Origin of the sequence: Micromonospora sp. WMMD712 (genome assembly GCF_029581295.1) — a bacterium.
Classification (GTDB): domain Bacteria; phylum Actinomycetota; class Actinomycetes; order Mycobacteriales; family Micromonosporaceae; genus Micromonospora; species Micromonospora carbonacea.
In genome coordinates this window covers 6,094,351-6,114,562 of sequence record NZ_CP120743.1, presented here as the reverse complement: position 1 = coordinate 6,114,562, position 20,212 = coordinate 6,094,351, and the positions used below count along the sequence as shown (strand labels likewise).

Sequence of the window (20,212 nt, the reverse complement as noted above, 5' to 3'; positions counted from 1 at the left end):
CTGGTGGCGGCGGTCTGATCGGCGAGAAACCGACATAACACTCCGACCGCCGGCCGGGCGGCGGGATATCCGGTTACGCCCAGCGCGAAAGATCCGGCACGATGGCTCGGGTGGAACCCGTGGAGCTCACCGAGGACGGCCTGCTGCTGCGACCCTGGCGGACGGCCGATGCGGACGCCGTGCACCGGGCCTGCCAGGATCCGGACATCCAGCGCTGGACCACCGTACCGCGCCCGTACCTGCCGGAACACGCCCGCGCCTTCGTCGGCGAGATCAGCGCCGGGGACTGGCGGGCCGGGACCCGCGCGCCGTTCGCCGTCTGCGACGCCGCCACCGGCGAGCTGCTCGCCTCGTGCGGGCTGGTCTCGGTGGACCGCACGACGGACTCCGGCGAGGTCGGCTACTGGGTCGCGCCGTGGGCCCGGGGCCGGGGCGTCGCCACCCGGGCCACCCGGGCCGTCGCCCGCTGGGCGTTCGACGCGCTGGGGTTGCGCCGGCTGATCTGGCAGGCCGAGATCGGCAACCACGCCTCCCGGCTGGCCGCGCTGCGCGCCGGCTTCCGGGTCTCCGGCGAGCTGCGGCTGGCCGACCCGTCGCCGGGCGGGCGGCGGGAGGGCTGGGTCGGCTCCCTGTTCCCCGAGGACCTGCCCGCGCCGGGCGACGCGGGCCCCGCCGGGCCGGACACCCTCGACGCCCGCCGGGCCGGCGTCTTCGGCCGGGAGCAGCCCACCCTGTTCGCCACCGTCGCCGGGCGGGAGCTGCGGCTGCGGCCGATCGAGGAGGGCGACCTCGACGCGATCACCGAGACCTGCCGGGACCCGCACACGGTCAAGTGGACCACCGTGCCGGCCCCGTACGAGCGGGCGGACGCCGCGAGGTTCAGGCGCGACGTCGCCGACGCGGCCTGGGCGCGCGGCACCGGCGGATACTTCACCGTCGCCGACGGCGAGGACCGGTACGTCGCCTCGGTCGACCTGCGGATCGCCGCCGCCGACCCGGTGCAGGGCATGGTCGGCTTCATGACCGCGCCGCACGCCCGGGGCCGGGGATACATGCCGGCCGCCACCACCGCCCTGGCCGCCTGGGGCTTCACCACCCTCGGCCTGGCCCGCGTCGAGTGGCGCGCGCTCGTCGGCAACACCGCCTCCCGCCGGGTCGCCGAGAAGGCGGGGTTCACCATGGAGGGCACCGCCCGGGGCTTCCTGCCCACCCGCGCCGGCAGCCGCGCCGACGCGTGGGTCGCGTCGCTGCTGCCCGGGGACCTCGCCGCGACCACGCCCAGGCCGACCGGGAGCGGGGCATGAGCGCGCCCCGCCTGCCCGACACCATCGAGGGCGACGGGGTGCGGCTGCGGCCGTACCGCCTCGCGGACGTGCCGGACGTCGCGGCGGCCTGCGTCGACCCGCTCACCCAGCGGTTCATCTCGGGCATGCCCAGCCCCTACACGGAGGCCGACGCCCGGTGGTGGGTGACGGAGGGCGTCGCGGCGGCTTGGGCCGCCGGCGGGGCCTCGTACGCGATCGCGGACCCGGCCACCGACCGGCTGCTCGGCGGCGCGGGCCTGGGCAACCTGGTGCCGGTGCGGGAGCAGGCGGAGCTGGGCTACTGGGTCGCGCCGTGGGCGCGGGGCCGCGGCGTGGCCACGGCCGCGACCCGGGCGCTCGCGGCGGCGGCCTTCGCGCACGGCACGGCCCGCCTGGAGCTGCTCACCCACCTGGAGAACACGGCCAGCCAGCGGGTCGCGCTCGCCGCCGGGTTCCGGCACGAGGGGGTACGCCGGGCGGCGAACCTGGCGCGCGGCGGCGGCCGGCAGGACCTGGTCTGCTGGGTACGCCTGGCCGACGACCCGCCCGGCCCGACGACCCGCCTCCTGCCCGACCTGCCCGGCGGGCGGCTCACCGACGGCGTGGTGACCGTGCGCCCGGTCGGGCCCGACGACGCGGGGGCGCTGTTCGCGCTGCACAGCCTGCCCGAGGTCGTCGCGAACCGGGTGCCGCCGCGCGCCCCGACGCCCGCCGAGGTCGAGCGGCGGTGCCGGCTGGCCGGCACCCGCTGGCTGGCCGGGGAGGCGGCCGACCTGGCCATCGTGGACGCGCACACCGGCGAGCTGGCCGGCGGGTGCATGCTCTACCACGACGAGCAGGCGACCGGGCAGGCGATGGTCGGCTTCAGCCTGCTGCCCGCCGGGCGGGGGCGGGGGCTGGCCACCCGGGCGGTGCGCCTGGTCACCGGGTGGGCGTTCGACGGGGTGGGGCTGGCCCGGGTCTGGGCGGGCACCCGGCCGGAGAACGCGGCCTCGCAGCGGGTCCTCGCGCGGGCCGGCTTCACCCGGGAGGGCCTCCTGCGCGGCCGGCTGCCCGGCCCCGACGGCACCCGCGTCGACTCGGTCCAGTACGCCCGGCTCGCCACCGACGAGCCCCGCTGAACGGGACCGCCCCGCTGGCCCGTGGCCGGGTCAGCGGGGCGGTCGTCGGATCGGGTGGTCAGGTGTCGAGGGAGATGATGCCGTAGTCGTAGGCGTGTCGCCGGTAGACGACGCTGGGGCGGCCGGACTCCTTGTCGTGGAACAGGTAGAAGTCGTGCCCGACCAGTTCCATCTGGAACAGCGCGTCGTCGACCGTCATCGGCTCGGCGGGGTGGACCTTCGCCCGGGCGATGTGCCAGGGCTGGTCGTCGGGCTCCTCCTCGAACCGCTCGGCGACGGCCGTGGCCGTGCCGACGCCGTCGAGCGCCGCGACGGGCGCGCCGAGGTCGGCGACCGGCAGGTCGGCCGTGGCCGCCGCGACGGAGATCGGCGCGTGCCGCCCCCGGTGGACCCGGCGGCGGTCCGCCGCGCGGCGCAGCCGGTTGTCCAGTTTGGCGATCGCGGCGTCGAGCGCGCTGTAGAAATCGTCGGTGCAGGCCTCGGCCCGAATCACCGGACCACGGGAAACACACGTTATCTCGACCCGCTGGCAATGGTCGGACTGGCGCGGATTGCGCTCGTGGAACAACTCGACATCGACGCGAATAAGCTTGTGATCGTAACGCTCGATCTTTGCGAGCTTCTCGGCTACGTGCACCCGGTAATGATCCGGGACCTCGACGTTGCGGCCCTTGACCACGATGTCCACGTGACCTCCCTTGTTCGGACGGTCTTCGATCCGGAAATCCCGGCCGGCTCGCCTTCTGGGAGACCCCACGCTCGGCGTCGACCGGGTCAGTGCGGCTACGCCTCCTCTCACCGCCGGGGGTGGGTGGGAATGCCTTCCTACCCCCGACACGAAAACGCTAACCCCTGTTCGCCCGGCAGTCACCCCCCAACGCGCAAAGCCTCAGAATTTTCACAGCTCACACACGGTCGGGTGAATCAGAAACACGCTGGGTCACGGAAGGCGGCGTTTCTCGGTGGCGGCGAGGACGGCGGCCACCGTCGGCGACAGGCCGGTCGCGGTGAGCACCCGGGAGGCGGCGGCCAGGGTGACTCCGGTGGTGACGATGTCGTCGAGCAGCACGACCGCCGGGGCCGGCGAGCCGGCCCGGACCCGGGGCGCGGCCGCGCCCGGCCGGGCCCGGAACGCCGACTCCGCCGCCCGGGCCCGACCCGCGCTGTCCAGGGTGGCCGAGTCCGGGCGGGGCAGCGCCCGCAGCGGCCGGACCACCCGCGCGGGCCAGCCGGCCCCGGCGAGCCGGGCCGCCGCGTGCCGGGCCAGCCGGCCGAGGTGGTCGCCGTAGCGGGCGCGGGCCGCCGCCGCGGTGTCCGGCACCGGGACCAGCAGCACCGGCCGCGCCGCGCCGACCGCGTCGGCCACCACCTCGGCGAGCAGCCCGCCCAGCGGCCGGGCCAGCCCGTGCCGGCCCCGTTCCTTGTACGCCAGCAGCGCCTCGCGCAGCGCCCCACCGTAGGGGCCCAGGGCCACGCACGGGGGCAGCCCCGGCGGGGCGGGGGTGGGGCGTACCGGCCGGGGGCGCAGCGCCGCCAGGGTCGCCACGCAGTCGACGCAGAACCCCTGCCGGGCCGCCCGGCGCTCCCGGCAACCGGCGCACTCCACGGGCAGCACCAGGTCGGTCAGGTCCGCCCAGAGGCGCATCAGTAGAGGAAGAACGGGGCGGTCGGGTTGCCGGCCTGCGCCCCGGCCGCCGGCGGGGTCACGTCCCGCACCTCGTCCCGCTTGATCGTGTCGAACGGGCTGTTGCGGTAGGCCACCCCGTTCGCCTCGTACATCAGGTTGCCGTTGGGGAACGGCGCCACCGCGTTCAACGGGTACGACGACAGGTGGCTGACCCGCGCGCCGACGTCCCGGCGCAGCGGCGTCTCCAGTGCCCCGTCCACGCTGATGTCGTAGATCGCCGGCCGGCCGGCGGAGCCCGCCAGGTGCAGGGTGTTCTCCCCCGCCCAGTCCACGGCGGACAGGTCGGTCAGCGAGGTGGCCAGCCGGCGGGCCGGGCCCACGGAGACCACGCCGCCGTTGAGGTTGACCGCCGCGACGTAGAGCGCGCCGCCGACGATGACGGCGATGCGGTGCCCGTCGAGCGAGGTCGCCACCGCTGTCACCTTGCCCTCGGCGGTCAGCGGGACGGCCCGCAACTGGGCGCCGGAGTCGAAGCGGTAGAGCGTGCCGTCGGCCACCACCAGGCCCTGCGGCCGGTCGGGGGCCGGCGAGCGCAGCCACACCGGCTGGCCCATCGCGGCGAACGTGCGGGTGCCGCGCTGGACGATCGACACCGGTGCCGCGCCTACGCCGACCACCAGCCGCTGCCGCTTGTCCGCCCCGGCGGTCACCAGCGCGGCGCGGATCTCGTCGTGGGAGCGGCTGAACCCGGCCGAGACGACGCCCTTGTTGACGGCCTCGGTGACCGGAACGGCGTCGACCGGCTCGCCGCCGCCGAAGTCGAGCGGGTGCACCGCGCCGTCGTAGACGCAGAACCGCTGCGGGTTGCCGCCGAGCGGGTACGCCGGCCGGTCCCGCCGCCGCTGGCCGAGGTCGGGCACGGTCACCCGGGTCTGGTTGTGGATCCGCAGTTCGAGCTGGCCGTCCAGCTCCGGCAGCGACCAGGCGAGCTGGTCGACGAACTCCTCCACCCGCCGGTCGTCCGCGTCGACCGGCATGTCGAGGTTGACCTCCCACCGCCCGTCGGCCCCGGTCGCGTTGTTGATCAGCCGGGTGCCGTCGGGCAGCCGGCTCGTGCCGGGCCCCAGCCACTCCGACGGCCCGGCGGTCAGCCACTTGACCACCTCGGTGACCCGCCGCTCGTCGGGCACGGCAAGCGGCAGGTAGCGCTGGTCGGGCACCAGCTGGGTGCGGCCGGTGTTCCAGAAGTAGACGATGTGGGTCTGGTAGTACTGGCGCAGCGCCTGGTCGCTGAGCAGCAGCACGTTCGGCGGCGGGTCGGCGACGTACCAGCCGGTGTCGGGCTTGTCCTCCTGGGCGGCGGCGCGCAGCTCGAAGCGGTATTCCGTCTCGGTGGCCACCGGCGGCATGAGGGTGCCGTCGGCGCGCAGCAGGCCGATCTGCTGCACCCGCAGCGTGACCCGGGTGCCGTCGGTGCTGTCGGTGATGACGGGTGTCTCGCGCAGCCGGACCACCGTGAGGGCCACCTCGCTGGGCTGCTTCTCCTGGATCCGGCTGCGCCCCTCGGGGGCGACGAACTGCTTGACCCGGTAGTAGGCGCGGTCCGCCTCGCCGGCCGCGGCGGAGAGGAAGTTGGTGACGAAGGCCGCGCGGTCGGTGCCGCTGGCGAGCCGGTTCGGCGGCTCGTCCCGGCGGAAGCTCGACGAGCCGGACTTGGCGGCGGTGACCTGCCCGTCCACCCTCACCTCGGACCGCTCGGGGATGCCGCAGCCGGTCGCCCCGGCGAGCAGGAGCGCCCCGGCGAGCAGCCCGGCGAGCCGGCGGCGCGTCACGACCCGACCTCCGCCCGGTCCTCGGCCCCCGCCGCCGGCCCGATGGCCAGGGCGCCGCCGGGGCCGGGGCCGATGGCGAGCAGCCCGCCGGCCCGGGGGCCGCCGAAGGGCAGGGTCGCGTCGGCGGGCACCAGTCGCAGCGGCGACGTGGTCAGCCGGTCGCCGGCCCGGGCCGGCAGGGTGAGCCGGAACTGGGCGCCCTGCCCGGGCGCGCCCCACGCCTCCAGCCAGCCGCCGTGCAGCCGGGCGTCCTCCAGGCTGATGGACAGGCCGAGGCCGGTGCCGCCGGTCTGCCGGGCCCGGGACGGGTCGGCCCGCCAGAACCGGTTGAAGACCAGCTTCTCCTCGCCCGGCTTGAGGCCGACCCCGTGGTCGCGGACGGTGACCGCGACGGCCGCCCGGTCGTGGCCGAGGGTGATCCGGACGGGCTTGCCCTCGCCGTGCTCGACGGCGTTGCCGACCAGGTTGCGCAGCACCCGCTCGACGCGGCGCGGGTCGACCTCGGCGATCACCGGGGCGTCCGGCAGGTCGAGGTCGATGGTCACGCCGACCCGCTCGGCCAGCCCGGCCAGCCGGTCGGCGACCCGGTGCACGACCGGGACCAGGTCGGTCGGCTCGGCGTCGAGCATGGCGAACCCGGCGTCGAACCGGCTGATCTCCAGCAGGTCGGTGAGCAGCTCCTCGAAGCGGTCCAGCTCGGCCTGGAGCAGCTCGGCGCTGCGGGCCACGGCCGGCTCGAACTCGTCGCGCTCGGCGAAGATCAGGTCGGCGGCCATCCGGACGGTGGTCAGCGGGGTGCGCAGCTCGTGCGAGACGTCGGAGGTGAACCGGCGCTGCAACCGGGACATCTCCTCCAGCCGCAGGATCTGCCGTTGCAGGTTGGTCGCCATCTGGTTGAACGAGGCGGCCAGCAGCGCCAGGTCGTCCTCGCCGTTGACCACCATCCGCTGGTCGAGCAGGCCGGCGGAGAGCCGCTGCGCGGTGCGGGCGGCCACCCGCACGGGCGTCACCACCAGCCGGGTCACCAGGGCGGCGAGCAGGCCGAGCAGCAGCACCAGGGCCGCCCCGGTGGCCACCACGGTGGCCCGGGCGTCGGTCGCCGTGGCGTCCTGCCGGGTCAGCGGGACGAGGTAGTAGAGCTCCACCTGGCCGAACCGGGTCGGCACCGGGGAGCCGTATACCAGGTATTTCGTGGTGTCGCCGGTGAGCCGGCCGGTGCGGATCTGGCTGGCGATGTTGCCGTCGGCGACGGTGGCCCGCAGCTCCCGGCTGATCAGCGGCCGGACGTCGACGTCGGGCGAGAAGCGCGGCTCGATGATCCCGGTGTAGTTGTCGGCGGTGATCGCCACCACCACCCCGCTGGTCTGCTGCGGGTCACCGCCGGCCAGGTAGTTGACCGTGCCGTCGATGGTGTCCTGGAGCTGGGCCTCCTGCGCCTGGCTGAACAGGCTGAACTGCTTGGCCGCGTAGTCGCTGCCGCTGCTGAGCCGCAGCCGGACGTCGGTCTCGGCGTTCTCCAGCAGGATGTTGGTGATCTTGTCGGCGATGAGGTAGGCGAACCCGCCCACGAGCAGGCTGGAGGTGACCAGTGTGATGGTCACCACCCGGAGCTGGAGCGAGCGACGCCACATCTGGTGCAGGCCCGCCAGCAGCCGGGCCACCCGCCCGGACGACACGCGCCACAGCTCCCGCGCGGCGGGTGGCCGGCGGGTGACGGTGGGTGCGGGACCGGGAGGCGGGGAGGTGGTCACAGTGCGACCAAGGCTATCCCGTGCCCGCCTTGTAGCCCACGCCCCGCACCGTCAGGATGATTTCCGGCCGCTCCGGATCCGGCTCGATCTTGGCCCGCAGCCGCTGCACGTGCACGTTGACCAGCCTGGTGTCGGCGGCGTGCCGGTAGCCCCAGACCTGCTCCAGCAGCACCTCGCGGGTGAACACCTGACGCGGCTTGCGGGCGAGCGCGACCAGCAGGTCGAACTCCAGCGGCGTGAGCTTCACCTCCTCGCCGTTGCGGCTCACCGTGTGCGCCGGCACGTCGATGCTGATCTGGTTGCCGGGCGGGCCGATGGTCAGCAGCTCGGGGGCCACGTCCTCGCCCCGGCGCAGCCGGGCCCGCATCCGGGCCACCAGCTCCTTGGGCTTGAACGGCTTGACCACGTAGTCGTCCGCGCCGGACTCCAGGCCGAGCACCACGTCCACCGTGTCGCTCTTGGCCGTCAGCATCACGATCGGCACGCCCGACTCGCCCCGGATCGCCCGGGCCACGTCGATGCCGCTCATGCCGGGCAGCATCAGATCGAGCAGGACGATGTCGGGCCGGTTCTCCCGGAACGCGGCCAGCGCCCGTTCCCCGTCGGCGACGAACGAGGGCAGGAAGCCCTCGCTGCGCAGGACGATGCCGAGCATCTCGGCGAGCGCGGGGTCGTCGTCGACCACCAGTACCCGGGCTCTCATGGGATCTATACTTCCATCCCCGCTCCGGTCGGTGGGAGCGGCACCGTCCGGGGAGTTGCCGGCGGGCCGCCGACTGGCCGCCCGATCAGCCGAACAGCGCCCGCCCCCAGTGGTCGCCGCCGTCGCGCACGCCGGGCGGGCAGGCGAAGATGCCGCTGGAGACGTGCCGCAGATATTCGTTCATCGCGTCGTTGCGGGCCAGCCGGGTCTGGATGGGCACGAACTGCTTGCGCGGATCCCGCTGGTAGGCGATGAAGAACAGCCCGGCGTCGAGCCGGCCCAGCCCGTCGGAGCCGTCCACGAAGTTGTAGCCCCGCCGCAGCAGCCGCGCCCCGTCGTTGGCGTCGGGGTGGGCCAGCCGCACGTGCGAGGTCTCGGCGATCACCGGCTGGCCGTCGTCGCCCTTCGCGGCGAAGTCGGGCTCGTCGAACTCGTCGCCCCTGCCCAGCGGCGCGCCGCTGCCCTTGGCCCGGCCGACGATCTGCTCCTGCTCGACGAGCGAGCTGCGGTCCCAGGTCTCGACGAGCATCCGGATCTTCCGGGTGACCAGGTACGACCCGCCGGTCATCCAGTCCGGGCCGTCGCCGGGCTGCACCCACAGGTGCTCGCGCAGCAGCCCGCCGTCCTCGGCCTTGAGGTTGGCCGTACCGTCCTTGAAGCCGAACAGGTTGCGCGGGGTCGCCTGCCCGGTCGAGGTCGACGAGGTGCGCCCGAACCCGAGCTGCGACCAGCGGACGCTGACCACGCCCATGCCGATGCGGGCCAGGTTGCGGATGGCGTGCACCGCCACCTGGGGGTCGTTGGCGCACGCCTGCACGCACAGGTCGCCGCCGGAGATCTCGGGCCGCAGCGCGTCCCCGGCGAAGTGCGGCAGGTCGACCAGCGCGGCGGGCCGGCGGTCGGCGAGGCCGAACCGGTCCCGCCCCTGGGCGTCGCGGAACAGCGTCGGCCCGAAGCCGACGGTGAGGGTGAGCTGGGACGGGGGCAGGCCGAGCGCCTCGCCGGTGTCGTCCGGCGGGGCCTCCGGCACGCCGCCGACCGCGCCGATCACCCCGGCGTCCTTCCCGGCGGTCATCCGGGCGGCCGCGGCCGTCCACTCGCCGAGCAGCTCGACCAGGCGGGCCCGGTCCTTGGTGACCACGTCGAAGGCGACGAAGTGCAGCCGGTCCTGGGCCGGGGTGGTGATGCCGGCCTGGTGCTCGCCGTGGAAGGGCACCGCGCCGGCCGCCGCGCCCTGGTCGGCCGAGGCGTGCTCCACCCCGCCGCGGACCAGCGCGCCCGCCCCGGCGGCGACGCCCGCCACCCCGGCGACCCCCGCGCCGGCGAGCGTGATCGCCCGCCGCCGGGACAACTTCGCGCTCATGCGACCACCCTCTCCTGCTCGTCGGCGCGTCCGCCGGGGCCGTACGTCACCGGGCGACGACCGCGGCGACCTTGCTGATCGGCTCGGCCAGCGCGTTGATGCTGTCGGACAGCTCCTTCAGCTCGGCCTTGCTCAGCGCGGTGTGCAGCTTCCAGCCGTCGCCGTCGCGGTGCTTGCCGAGCGCCGTCTCCACGTTGGCGAACTCGGTGTCGAGCTGGGCGACCAGGTCGGGGGCGCGCTGCTCCAGGGCCGGGCGCAGCGCCGCGACGGCGGCCTTCGAGCCCTCCAGGTTGGCGTTGAAGTCCCACAGGTCGGTGTGCGAGTACCGCTCCTCCTCGCCGGTGATCTTGCCGCTGGCGACCTCGTCGAGCAGCGCCTTCGCGCCGTTGGCGAGCTGGAGCGGGGTGAGCTTCTCGGCGTTGGCCCTGGCCACGATCTCCTTGACGTCGGCGAGCAGCCGGTCGGCGATCGGGCCGTCGGCGCTGATGTCGCCGGTGGTCCAGAGGTCCTTCTCGATCCGGTGGAAGCCGGTGAACTCCATGCCCTCCTCGACGACCTCCTCGCGGCCGTCGATCTTCGGGTCGAGGTCGCCGAAGCTCTCCGCCACCGGCTCGATCCGCTCCCAGTAGGTGCGGGCCACCGGGTAGAGCGCCTTGGCCTTCGCCACGTCGCCGGCCTTGACGGCGGCGACGAACTCCTCGGTCTTCGTCAGCAGCGCGGCGGTCTGGCTGGTGACGTACCGCTGGTAGCTCGCGGTGGCCTCGGCCAGCGCGGCGTCGGGGGCGACGGTCGCGGCGGTGCCGCTGACCTTCAGCGCCCCCCGGATCCCCTTGCCGCTCATCCCGGGCTTGCAGGCCGTCTCGTACGTCCCGGCGGGCAGCTCCACGCGCAGCTCGCGCTTGAGCCCGGGGGCGATGTTCTCGACCTCGCCCATCACCCGGTCCCCGGCGGCGTAGACGTAGAACTCGGTCACCTTCGCGCCGGAGTTCGTCACCTCGAAGACGGACTGGCCGGCGGCCAGCTCGGTCCGGCCGACCTCGCAGGCGGTGTCGCTCGCCTTGACGGCGATCGGGCCGCCGTCGGCCGTGCCGGCGTCCTTCTCCTGCCCGCCGCAGGCGGCGAGGCCGGTGGTGGCGAGCGCGCCGGCGGCGGCGAGCACCAGGAAACGGGTGGTACGCATCGGGGTTTCTCCTCGGGATGGTCAGGCGCGCGGCGACGCGGACGCCGTTCCGGTGGGCTCGGTGACGCCGGCGGCGGCCGCCGACGGGGCGGGCGCGCCCGCGCCGGTGGGCGGGGCGGGGCGGCGCAGGAAGAGCGCCAGCACCGGCACCGCGTACGCGACCCAGGCCACGGTCTCCAACACGCTCGGCGCGGGGGTGACGTTGAACATCCCGGCGAGCAGGGCCGCGTACCAGGTGCTCGGGTCGAGCGTCGCGCTGATGTCGAAGGCCAGGTCGTTGAGGCCCGGCAGGACGCCGGCCTCCTGGAAGTCGTGCACGCCGTACTTGAGGATGCCGGCGGCGACCAGGATCAGCAGCGCGCCGGTCCAGGTGAAGAACACCGACAGGTTGATCCGCAGGGCGCTGAAGTAGAGGCCCACGCCGATCGCCACGGCGCTGGCGATGCCGGCGAGCAGGGCCAGCAGCGGCCCGCTGTCGCCGGCCGCGCCCTGGGCCGCGGAGTAGAAGATGAGCGCGGTCTCCAGCCCCTCGCGGACCACCGCGAGGAAGGCCATCCCGGCGACCGCGAGCGAGCCGACCGCGAGCGCCTCGGTGAGCCGGCCGCGCAGCTCGCCGGCCATCGTGCGGGCCGCCCGGCGCATCCAGAAGATCATCCAGGTGACGAAGACGACGGCCGCCACCGAGGTGACCGCCTCGAACAGCTCCCGGTCCTCGGAGCGGGCCAGCAGCGAGGTCGAGGTGTATTCGATCAGCCAGCCGACGAGCACCGACAGCGCCACCGCGAGCCCGACGCCGCCCCACACCTGCGGCAGCCGGTCCCGGCGCTGCGACTTGACGAGGAAGGCGACCAGGATGCTGACCACGAGGGTCGCTTCCAGGCCCTCGCGCAGGCCGATCAGGTAGGTGGCGAACATCGGTGCTCCGTGATCGATCAGGTTGCCTCGGTTAACTTAGGGCAGCCATACCTTCCTCCCGCCGGCCCGGCCCCGTCAAGTTGTTCTTCGCCACGTCACCCGCCCCGGGATCGCCGCCGGCCCCCGCCGCACGCCCCCACACGCGAAGGGACCGGGCCCGCCGCCGTGCGGCCGACCCGGTCCCTGTCGTGCTGGCTCAGTACCGGTAGTGCTCCGGCTTGAACGGGCCCTCCGGGGAGACGCCCAGGTAGGCCGCCTGCTCCTTGGTCAGCGTGCTCAGCTTCGCGCCGAGCGCGGCCAGGTGCAGCCGGGCGACCTTCTCGTCGAGGTGCTTCGGCAGCACGTAGACGCCGGTCGGGTATTCGTCGGTCTTGGTGAACAGCTCGATCTGGGCGATCGTCTGGTTGGCGAACGAGTTCGACATCACGAAGCTCGGGTGGCCGGTGGCGTTGCCGAGGTTCAGCAGCCGGCCCTCGGAGAGCACGATGATCGCGTGCCCGTCGGCGAACTTCCAGAGGTCGACCTGCGGCTTGATGTTGACCCGCTCGACGTCGGAGCGCTTGGCCAGGCCGGCCATGTCGATCTCGTTGTCGAAGTGGCCGATGTTGCCGACGATGGCCTGGTGCTTCATCCGGGCCATGTGCTCGTTGGTGATGACGTCGAAGCAGCCGGTGGCGGTGATGAAGATGTCGGCCTGCTCGACGACGTCGTCCAGGGTGGAGACCTGGTAGCCGTCCATCGCCGCCTGGAGGGCGCAGATCGGGTCGACCTCGGTCACCACGACCCGCGCGCCCTGGCCGCGCAGCGACTCGGCGCAGCCCTTGCCCACGTCGCCGTAGCCGAGGACGACGGCCATCTTGCCGCCGATCAGCACGTCGGTGGCCCGGTTGATGCCGTCGATCAGCGAGTGACGGCAGCCGTACTTGTTGTCGAACTTGCTCTTGGTCACCGAGTCGTTGACGTTGATGGCCGGGAAGAGCAGCGTGCCGGCGCGGTGCATCTCGTAGAGCCGGTGCACGCCGGTGGTGGTCTCCTCGGTCACGCCCTTGATGCCGGCGGCGATCCGGGTCCACCGCTGCCCGTCCTCGCCGAGCGAGCGGTGCAGCACCTCCAGGATGACCGCGTACTCCTCGGAGTCGGCCGACTCCACCGGCGGCACGGCGCCGGCCTTCTCGAACTCGACGCCCTTGTGGACGAGCAGGGTCGCGTCGCCGCCGTCGTCGAGGATCATGTTGGGGCCCTGGCCGTCGGGCCAGTCGAGGACCCGCTCGGTGCACCACCAGTATTCCTGGAGGCTCTCGCCCTTCCAGGCGTAGACCGGGACGCCGGCCGGCGCGTCGGGGGTGCCGTCGGGGCCGACGACGATCGCGGCGGCGGCGTGGTCCTGGGTGGAGAAGATGTTGCACGACGCCCAGCGGACCTGCGCGCCGAGCGCGACCAGGGTCTCGATCAGCACGGCGGTCTGGATCGTCATGTGCAGGGAGCCGGTGATCCGCGCCCCGGCGAGGGGCTGCGCCTGCGCGAACTCGCGGCGGATCGCCATCAGGCCCGGCATCTCGTGCTCGGCGAGCTGGATCTCCTTGCGCCCGAACTCGGCGAGCGACAGATCCGCCACCTTGTAGTCGCCCTCGGCGAGGGTGCTCGGCCGGGCCTCGGACGGCGTGCCGGGTTGGGCCGCCGGGAGGGTGCTGGTCATGGAAGCTCCTGTCGAACGAACGAAGTGCTGCGCGACCCTCCACCTTACGCGCGGAGACCGACAGCGCACGGGGCGGTCGGTCGCGAGCGGACTGTCCGCCCACGGTCCGGCCGCCCCGTGCATCCCCCCGGTTTGGTTCCCCGCGCGCCACCGGACCTTCGTCGCGGTGACGCTGCGCACTTAGAAAGTTACACCGAGCCAGCACACCGTCAAGCTATTTCGGGAATTCCCGATTTGTGTCGGCCGGCTCCGCCCGCCCGGTCCCCACCCACCGGCCACCTCGGCCGCCCCGCACGGGCAGGTCGAACGAGCGGAAAACCCGCCGGGCCAAGCGGAACCCAAGCCCGGCTTTAGCGGGACCCGAGGGCGTCCCGGTCCAACCCGCTGGTCGCCACGTACGCCTCGCCCTCGCCGTCGAGGACGAGCGGGCCCGCGTCGGCGGGGCCGACCGCGGCCTGCCCCGGCGCGAGGGCCACCGCACCCGTCCCGTCGTCGGCCAGGACCTTCCCGGCGCGGCAGAACACCACGCGGGGGCCCGGCACCGCGAGCCGCACCGGCGCGCCGGCCAGCACCGCCCGGTGCAGCGCGAAGTCGTCGACCGGCACCGGCCAGCGCACCACCTGGGGCGCCACCTGCTCCGGGGCCACCAGCGGGTCGTCGAGCACCTCGAAGCGCAGCACCCGCAGCAGCTCGTCGACGTCGACCCGCTTCGGGGTCAGGCCGCCCCGCAGCACGTTGTCGCTGGCCGCCATGATCTCCATACCGGTGCCCCGCAGGTAGGCGTGCAGGTTGCCGGCCGGCATCCAGATCGCCTCCCCCGGCGCGAGCCGCACGTGGTGCAGCAGCAGCGCCACCAGCACCCCCGGGTCGCCCGGATACCGGGTGCCCAGAGCCCGCGCCAGCGCCGCGTCCGGCCCCGCGGCCTCCGCCGCCAGCACGGCCCCCACCAGCCCCGCCCGCTCGGCCTCCGGCCAGCTCAGCAGCAGCCGGACGGCCTCCCGCAGCCCCGCCGTGCCCTCGCGCAGCGCCGCCACCACCGGTTCCAGCGCCCGCACGCCGAACGCGGCCAGCGCCGCCGCCGACGCCGCCGGGTCGCGGAAGCCGCACAGCGCCGCGAACGGCGTGAGCGCGACCAGCAGCTCGGGCTTGTGGTGCGGGTCGGCGTAGTTGCGCTCCCCCGCCGGCCGCGCCGCGTCGGCCGCGTACCCGGCGCGGGCCTGCTCCGCGTCGGGGTGCGCCTGCAGGCTCAGCGGAGCGTCGGCGGCGAGCACCTTGAGCAGGAACGGCAGCCGGGGGCCGAACCGCCGCACCGACCGCTCGCCGAGCCAGCGCCCCGGCTCGGCGGCCAGCACGTCGAGCAGGCTCACCGGTTCGCCGTCGCGCTGCACGCTGGCCGGCGCGCCCGGGTGGGCGCCCAGCCACAGCTCCGCCTCCGGCCCGGGGCTGGGCACGGGCCGCCCCTGCAACCCGGCGATCGCCGAGCGCGAACCCCAGGCGTAGTCCCGGATCGGGCCGTGCAGCGGCTCCATGGTCAGCCCCCGGCGTGCGATTCGTCCGCGCCGGCCACCGCCGCCTGCGGCGCGACGGCCTCCGGCGTGGCGACGGCGGTCTGCGCGGCGGCCCCGGTGCCGGCCCGCTGCGCGGTGGCGGACCAGATGTCCGGCTCCAGGTAGATCACCCGGGCGACCGGGACGGCCGCGCGGATCCGCGCCTCGACGGCGTTGATCCCCCGGGCCAGCTCCTCGGCGCTCTCGCACGCCGGCACCGCGATCTTCGCGGCCACCAGCAGCTCCTCCGGGCCCAGGTAGAGCGTCTTCATGTGGATGATCCGCTCCACCTCCGGGCCGTCGGTGACGGCCCGTTCGATGGTCGCCACGTCGGTCGGCTCCGCGCCCTCGCCGAGCAGCAGGCTCTTGGTCTCGATAGCCAGGACGACCGCGATGACCACCAGCAGGACGCCGATCATCGCCGTGCCGGCCGCGTCCCACATGCCGTTGCCGGTGATCAGGGTCATCCCGACGCCGAACAGGGCGAAGACCAGACCGACCAGCGCGCCGAAGTCCTCCAGCAGCACCACCGGCAGCTCGGGGGCCTTGGCCCGGCGGACGAACCGCACCCAGGACTGGTTGCCCCGGATGAGGTTCGACTCCACGATCGCCGTGCGGAAGGAGAAGCTTTCCATCACGATCGCCGCCACCAGCACGACGACCGGCACCCACTGCCAACTCTCGATCGGGTGCGGGTCGGCCGCCTTGTGCCACGCCTCGTAGAGCGCGAACAGGCCGCCGAGGCTGAACAGCACGATGGCCACGATGAACGCGTAGACGTAGCGCTCCCGGCCGTAGCCGAACGGGTGCTGCGGGGTGGCCTCGCGCTTGGCCCGCCGGCCGCCGAGCAGCAGCAGCCCCTGGTTGCCCGAGTCGGCCACCGAGTGGATCGACTCGGCGAGCATCGACGAGGAGCCCGTCAACAGGAACGCGATGAACTTCGTGACCGCGATGCCGACGTTGGCCAGCAGGGCCGCGACGATCGCCCTCGTACCGCCGTTGGCGCTCACACCGCTCCCCGTTCGATGCCGCACGTGCTCACTGGTTTGCCAGCTCCTTCATCTCGGTGATGGCCGGAACCGCCATCGGGTCCAGCCCGTGTGCCAGGGCGAGGTAGACGGAGGCGAAGTCGGGCACCGCCACCAGCGAGGCGAGCCGCTCCAGCGCGGAGCCGCCCTCGGCCGTCACCACGTCGCAGCGGACCCCGCGCCGCTCGGCGAGCGTCTGCACGGCGTCGGCCCGTCGCTCCTCGACCGCCAGCGGCTCGTCGGCGTCGTCCTCGGCGTTGAGCCCGCCGTCGCGCAGCAGCACCAGCCGCAGCCGGGTGCCGCCGTCGGCGGACTCGCCCGGGTCGGCGAAGATGTCCCGTTCCCCCTCGGCCAGCCCGCCGAACACGCCGTCGAGCAGGCCGACGCGGCCCCGCCCGGCCTCGCCGAGCGCCCCGCTGACCACCGGGTAGCGGGCGTTGGCCGACAGGGTGTCGCCGAACCGGCGGGCCGCGACGGTCGCCAGCGGCGACGAGCCCCAGACGATCGGCACCGAGCCGGCCAGCCCCAGGGCCAGCGACTTCGCCGGGTTGACGAAGGACTCGGCCGTGGCACGGCAGCGGTCGGCGTCGGCGTCGAGCCGCGCCGCCGTCTCCGCGAGATCCGCCTCGTTGACCTTCACGAGCCCGAGCGTACGGGCGGCGAGCAGAACCGGCACGGTGAGCGCCCACAGGCTGGCCCGGGCCGGGGCGCGGCGGGGCACCGGGATGAACGGCGCGCGGGCCCGCTCGGCCACCGACTGCAACTGCGAGTCGGGCGCGCCGACGGCGACCAGGCGGGCCCCCCGGCGGTGGGCGGCCTCGGCCGCGCCGAGCGCCTCCGGGCTGCGGCCGGAGGCGCTGACCGCGATCACCACGTCGGCCGCGCCCACCCAGCCGGGCACGCCGGCGCTGCGGTGCGGGATGACCGGGACCGGGCAGCGCGGCCCGGCGACCGTGGCCAGCACGTCCCCGGTACGCCCGGCGGTGCCGATGCCGGCGATGACGACCGCCCGGGGGCGGCCCTCGTCGGCGAGCACGGTGAGGTTGGCCTCCGCCGCCAGGGCGGCGGACTCCCGCACCTGCGCCCCGGCCGAGGCCATGAACCGCAGCATGCCGCCCGGGTCGTGCTCGGCGAGGGCGTCCGGGTTGTCGAGCAGGGCCTCGTCGGCGTGCCGGTGCCCGCTGACCCCGGCCGTCCCCTCCATCACGACTGCTGCGCGGGTCCGCCGCGCGCCTCGTCGAGCAGCAGCACCGGCACGTCGTCGCGCACCTCGAAGATCCGCCCGCACTCGGTGCAGGTCAGCGTCTGCGCCCCCGCGTCGTAGTCGAGCGGGGCGTGGTGTGTGTCCGGACAGGCGAGGATCTCGAGCAACTGCGGGTCCAGGGCCACGGTGCGGCTCCTTCCACGGGTGCGTAGGCGGCGGTCGGCGGTGCCGGCCGGCGCAGGGGATCTTATCGGCGAACCCGGTCGAGCACCTCGTCGCGGAGGGAGATCATCCGTTCCTCGGTCGGTGCCTCGACGTTCAGCCGCAGCAGCGGCTCGGTGTTGCTGGCGCGCAGATTGAACCAGGCGCCGTCGGGGAAGCTCAGGGTCAGCCCGTCCAGCTCGTCGACCGCCGCCTCCGGGTACGCGGCCCGCACCTGGGCGATGCTCTCCGCCTGGTCGGCCACCGTGGAGTTGATCTCACCCGAGGCGACGTAGCGCTCGTACTCGCGGGCCAGCTCGGACAGGGGCAGGGCCTGCCCGCCGAGCGCCGCGAGCGCGTGCATGGCGGCCAGCATGCCGGTGTCGGCGAACCAGAACTCGCGGAAGTAGTAGTGGGCGGAGTGCTCGCCGCCGAAGACGGCGTTGGTGCGGGCCATCTCGGCCTTGATGAACGAGTGGCCGACCCGGGTCACCACCGGCTCGCCGCCGTGCTCGCGGATGATCTCCGGCACGGCGCGCGAGGTGATCGGGTTGTGGATCACCGTGGAGCCGGGGTGCTTGGCCAGCTCGCGGACCGCCACCAGGGCGGTGATCGCCGACGGGGAGACCGGCTCGCCGCGCTCGTCGACCACGAAGCAGCGGTCGGCGTCGCCGTCGAACGCCAGGCCCAGGTCGGCGTCGTGCGCGCGGACGGCCCGCTGGAGGTCGACCAGGTTGGCCGGGTCCAGCGGGTTGGCCTCGTGGTTGGGGAAGGTGCCGTCGAGCTCGAAGTAGAGCGGCACGATCTCCAGCGGCAGCGCGGGCAGCACGGCGTCGCCGAGGACGCTGGGCACCGTCCAGCCGCCCATCCCGTTGCCCGCGTCGACCACGACCTTCAGCGGCCGGATGCCGGACAGGTCGACCAGCTTGCGCAGGTGGGCCGCGTATTCCGGGCGCAGGTCGCGCCGCTGCGTCGGCCGGGTCGGCGCGCCGGCCGGCCGGGCGGCCCCGGAGTCGAGCAGGGCCTGCGCCCGGTCCCGGATCTCGGCCAGCCCGCTGTCCTGGCCGATCGGGCGGGCGCCGGCCCGGCACATCTTGATGCCGTTGTACTGCGCCGGGTTGTGGCTGGCGGTGAACATCGCCCCGGGCAGCCCGAGGGTGCCGGAGGCGTAGTAGAGCATGTCGGTGGAGGCCAGCCCCAGCTCGATCACCGAGCGCCCCTCGGCCCGGACGCCCGCGGCGAACGCCTCCGCCAGGCCCGGCCCGCTGGCCCGCATGTCGTGCGCGATCACCACGGCGTCGCCGGGCTCCCCGGCGGCGGCGAGCACCTGCCCGAAGGCGGCCCCGAGCGCCTCGGCGACGCGTTCGTCCCATTGGTCCGGCACCGTCCCACGGACGTCGTACGCCTTCACGATCCGGGACAGATCAGACACGCGCTTCGCTCCTTCGCCGCAGGTCGCCAACGGCCTGAGCGTATCGGAGCACCGGGGGGCGGCCGGCCTCAGCCGGGCAGGCGCGGCATGATCGTCGTCGCGTCGCCCCCACCGGACGGCGCGGGCGGCTCGCCCGGCCCCGCCGCGTCGCCCCTGGCGGGTGACGGCGCGCCGCCGTAGACCCCCCCGGTGGGCGGCGGCGCGGCCGGCGAGCCGTAGACCCCGCCGGACGGCGGCGCGGCCGGCCGGCCGTACACCCCGGGGGTCGGTGGCGTCCGGCCCGGCGCGGGCGTCGCGGGCGTGGCCGACCGGTAGGTGGTGCCGCCGGGGTTGCGCGGCAACGGGACGCCGGAAAGGGCGTCGGCGTCGTCGGCCGGCTCCCGGTCGGCCCGCGACCGGCGCACCAGCAGCACGATCAGGCCGACGCCCAGCACGACCAGGCCGACGCCGAAGAGCATGATCCAGGACAGCCCGCCGGAGCCCTCCTCGGCCGCGGCCACGGTGCCGGCCCCGCCGGCCTCGGCGGCGACGGCGGCCAGGGTCGGCTCCCCGGCCGTCGGGGCGTCGGTCGTGGGCTCCGCCGTCGGGCTCGGGCTGGGACTCGGCGACCGCGACGGGCTGCGGCTCGGGGTGGGCGACGGCGTCGCCGCCTGCGGCCCGACCACCCGGGACGCGACGGCCCCCCGGCCGATGGCCCGGCCCCGCCCGTCGACCGCCTCGCCGACCACCGTGAGCCGGCCGCCCGGCGCCCCCGCCGCGAACGTCAGCCGGTAGCGCATCGTGACGCCCTTGCCCTTGCACAGGGTCGGGTTCGTCGGGGCGGACCGGCCCGTGGTGACCGCTCCCCCGCCGCCGGAGACCGGCACCGGGACCCAGCGACCCCCGAGGCTCACCTGCGCGGTGACCTGGTTGGCGGCGAGACCGGCGAGGCTCAGGCCCAGCCCGGTGCGCAGCACCACGCAGCCCTCGGTGCGCTTGCGCACCTCGACGTTGACCGCGCCGGGCGAGCCGCCCGGCCGGAAGCTGTCGGTGGCGCGTACCCGCACCGAGTCGCCCTCGGCCAGGGCCGGCGACGCCCCGGCGGCCACCAGGCCGCCCAGCATCACGCAGACCGCCGCGAGCCGCGTCGCGTGCCGACGTAGCGCCATGATCACCGCCGTTTCTCCCGTCCGGGTCCGCGGGTCAGGTTACTACCGGCCACCGATCGCGGCGCGGCGCGGAAAGGAGGGGCCCCTTGTTAACGCCTGCGGTAGAGAAGGGTCCCCTTCTCACCCGGCCCCGGCACGGCGGGCGGGGCGGGGGCGCCTT

The 20,212-nt window shown here is 74.8% G+C and carries 17 protein-coding genes; 2 read left to right on the top strand and 15 right to left on the bottom strand.

The annotated features are described in order from the left end of the window. The first annotated feature begins 101 nt into the window (after window positions 1–101). Window positions 102–1,304 carry a GNAT family N-acetyltransferase gene (locus O7633_RS26525; RefSeq protein WP_282324328.1) on the top strand — a complete coding sequence of 401 codons (1,203 nt, stop codon included), beginning with the start codon at window positions 102–104 and terminating at the stop codon, window positions 1,302–1,304. Further along, entirely contained in the window at window positions 1,301–2,425 is a 1,125-nt protein-coding gene (locus O7633_RS26520; RefSeq protein ID WP_282324327.1) for a GNAT family N-acetyltransferase, read from the top strand. Before O7633_RS26525 ends, O7633_RS26520 begins: the two co-directional genes overlap by 4 nt. A gap of 58 nt (window positions 2,426–2,483) precedes the next feature. On the opposite strand, the gene raiA is transcribed toward O7633_RS26520, so the two are convergent. From raiA to O7633_RS26445, 15 genes are all read right to left on the bottom strand, one after another. After that, window positions 2,484–3,113 carry a ribosome-associated translation inhibitor RaiA gene (raiA, locus tag O7633_RS26515; protein ID WP_074478460.1) on the bottom strand — a complete coding sequence of 210 codons (630 nt, stop codon included), beginning with the start codon at window positions 3,111–3,113 and terminating at the stop codon, window positions 2,484–2,486. 252 nt (window positions 3,114–3,365) lie between these two features. After that, a complete protein-coding gene (locus tag O7633_RS26510; protein ID WP_282324326.1) occupies window positions 3,366–4,070 on the bottom strand; it encodes a ComF family protein in 705 nt (234 codons plus the stop codon). Then, a complete protein-coding gene (locus tag O7633_RS26505) occupies window positions 4,070–5,884 on the bottom strand; it encodes an LpqB family beta-propeller domain-containing protein (protein ID WP_282324325.1) in 1,815 nt (604 codons plus the stop codon). The genes O7633_RS26510 and O7633_RS26505 overlap by 1 nt, the downstream gene beginning before the upstream one ends. After that, on the bottom strand, window positions 5,881–7,515 hold the full coding sequence (mtrB, locus tag O7633_RS26500) for an MtrAB system histidine kinase MtrB (RefSeq protein WP_282328653.1): 1,635 nt from the start codon (window positions 7,513–7,515) through the stop codon (window positions 5,881–5,883). The genes O7633_RS26505 and mtrB overlap by 4 nt, the downstream gene beginning before the upstream one ends. A 133-nt stretch (window positions 7,516–7,648) precedes the next feature. After that, entirely contained in the window at window positions 7,649–8,338 is a 690-nt protein-coding gene (mtrA, locus tag O7633_RS26495; RefSeq protein WP_043962066.1) for an MtrAB system response regulator MtrA, read from the bottom strand. An 85-nt stretch (window positions 8,339–8,423) separates the two neighbouring features. Beyond that, window positions 8,424–9,701, bottom strand: a complete 1,278-nt coding sequence (gene efeB, locus O7633_RS26490) for an iron uptake transporter deferrochelatase/peroxidase subunit (protein ID WP_282324324.1) — start codon at window positions 9,699–9,701, stop codon at window positions 8,424–8,426. Between the two features lie 46 nt (window positions 9,702–9,747). Then, window positions 9,748–10,881, bottom strand: coding sequence for an iron uptake system protein EfeO (gene efeO / locus O7633_RS26485; protein ID WP_282324323.1), 1,134 nt, complete (start codon window positions 10,879–10,881; stop codon window positions 9,748–9,750). 21 nt (window positions 10,882–10,902) lie between these two features. Beyond that, window positions 10,903–11,796, bottom strand: coding sequence for an iron uptake transporter permease EfeU (gene efeU, locus O7633_RS26480; protein WP_282324322.1), 894 nt, complete (start codon window positions 11,794–11,796; stop codon window positions 10,903–10,905). 196 nt (window positions 11,797–11,992) lie between these two features. Next, window positions 11,993–13,492 carry an adenosylhomocysteinase gene (gene ahcY, locus O7633_RS26475; protein WP_178063570.1) on the bottom strand — a complete coding sequence of 500 codons (1,500 nt, stop codon included), beginning with the start codon at window positions 13,490–13,492 and terminating at the stop codon, window positions 11,993–11,995. A 350-nt stretch (window positions 13,493–13,842) separates the two neighbouring features. Then, window positions 13,843–15,021 (bottom strand): mannose-6-phosphate isomerase, class I, encoded by a 1,179-nt coding sequence (manA, locus tag O7633_RS26470; protein ID WP_282324321.1) that lies wholly within the window; start codon window positions 15,019–15,021, stop codon window positions 13,843–13,845. A 2-nt stretch (window positions 15,022–15,023) separates the two neighbouring features. Then, window positions 15,024–16,049: a cation diffusion facilitator family transporter gene (locus O7633_RS26465; protein ID WP_282324320.1), complete on the bottom strand. Its 1,026-nt coding sequence runs from the start codon at window positions 16,047–16,049 to the stop codon at window positions 15,024–15,026. A gap of 28 nt (window positions 16,050–16,077) precedes the next feature. Then, window positions 16,078–17,274 carry an SIS domain-containing protein gene (locus tag O7633_RS26460; protein WP_278132438.1) on the bottom strand — a complete coding sequence of 399 codons (1,197 nt, stop codon included), beginning with the start codon at window positions 17,272–17,274 and terminating at the stop codon, window positions 16,078–16,080. Then, window positions 17,271–17,456: a Trm112 family protein gene (locus O7633_RS26455; RefSeq protein ID WP_043962058.1), complete on the bottom strand. Its 186-nt coding sequence runs from the start codon at window positions 17,454–17,456 to the stop codon at window positions 17,271–17,273. The genes O7633_RS26460 and O7633_RS26455 overlap by 4 nt, the downstream gene beginning before the upstream one ends. A gap of 62 nt (window positions 17,457–17,518) precedes the next feature. Further along, a complete protein-coding gene (locus tag O7633_RS26450) occupies window positions 17,519–18,904 on the bottom strand; it encodes a phosphomannomutase/phosphoglucomutase (protein WP_074478439.1) in 1,386 nt (461 codons plus the stop codon). Window positions 18,905–18,972: 68 nt separating this feature from the next. Further along, a complete protein-coding gene (locus tag O7633_RS26445) occupies window positions 18,973–20,052 on the bottom strand; it encodes a hypothetical protein (protein ID WP_282324319.1) in 1,080 nt (359 codons plus the stop codon). Window positions 20,053–20,212 lie beyond the last annotated feature (160 nt).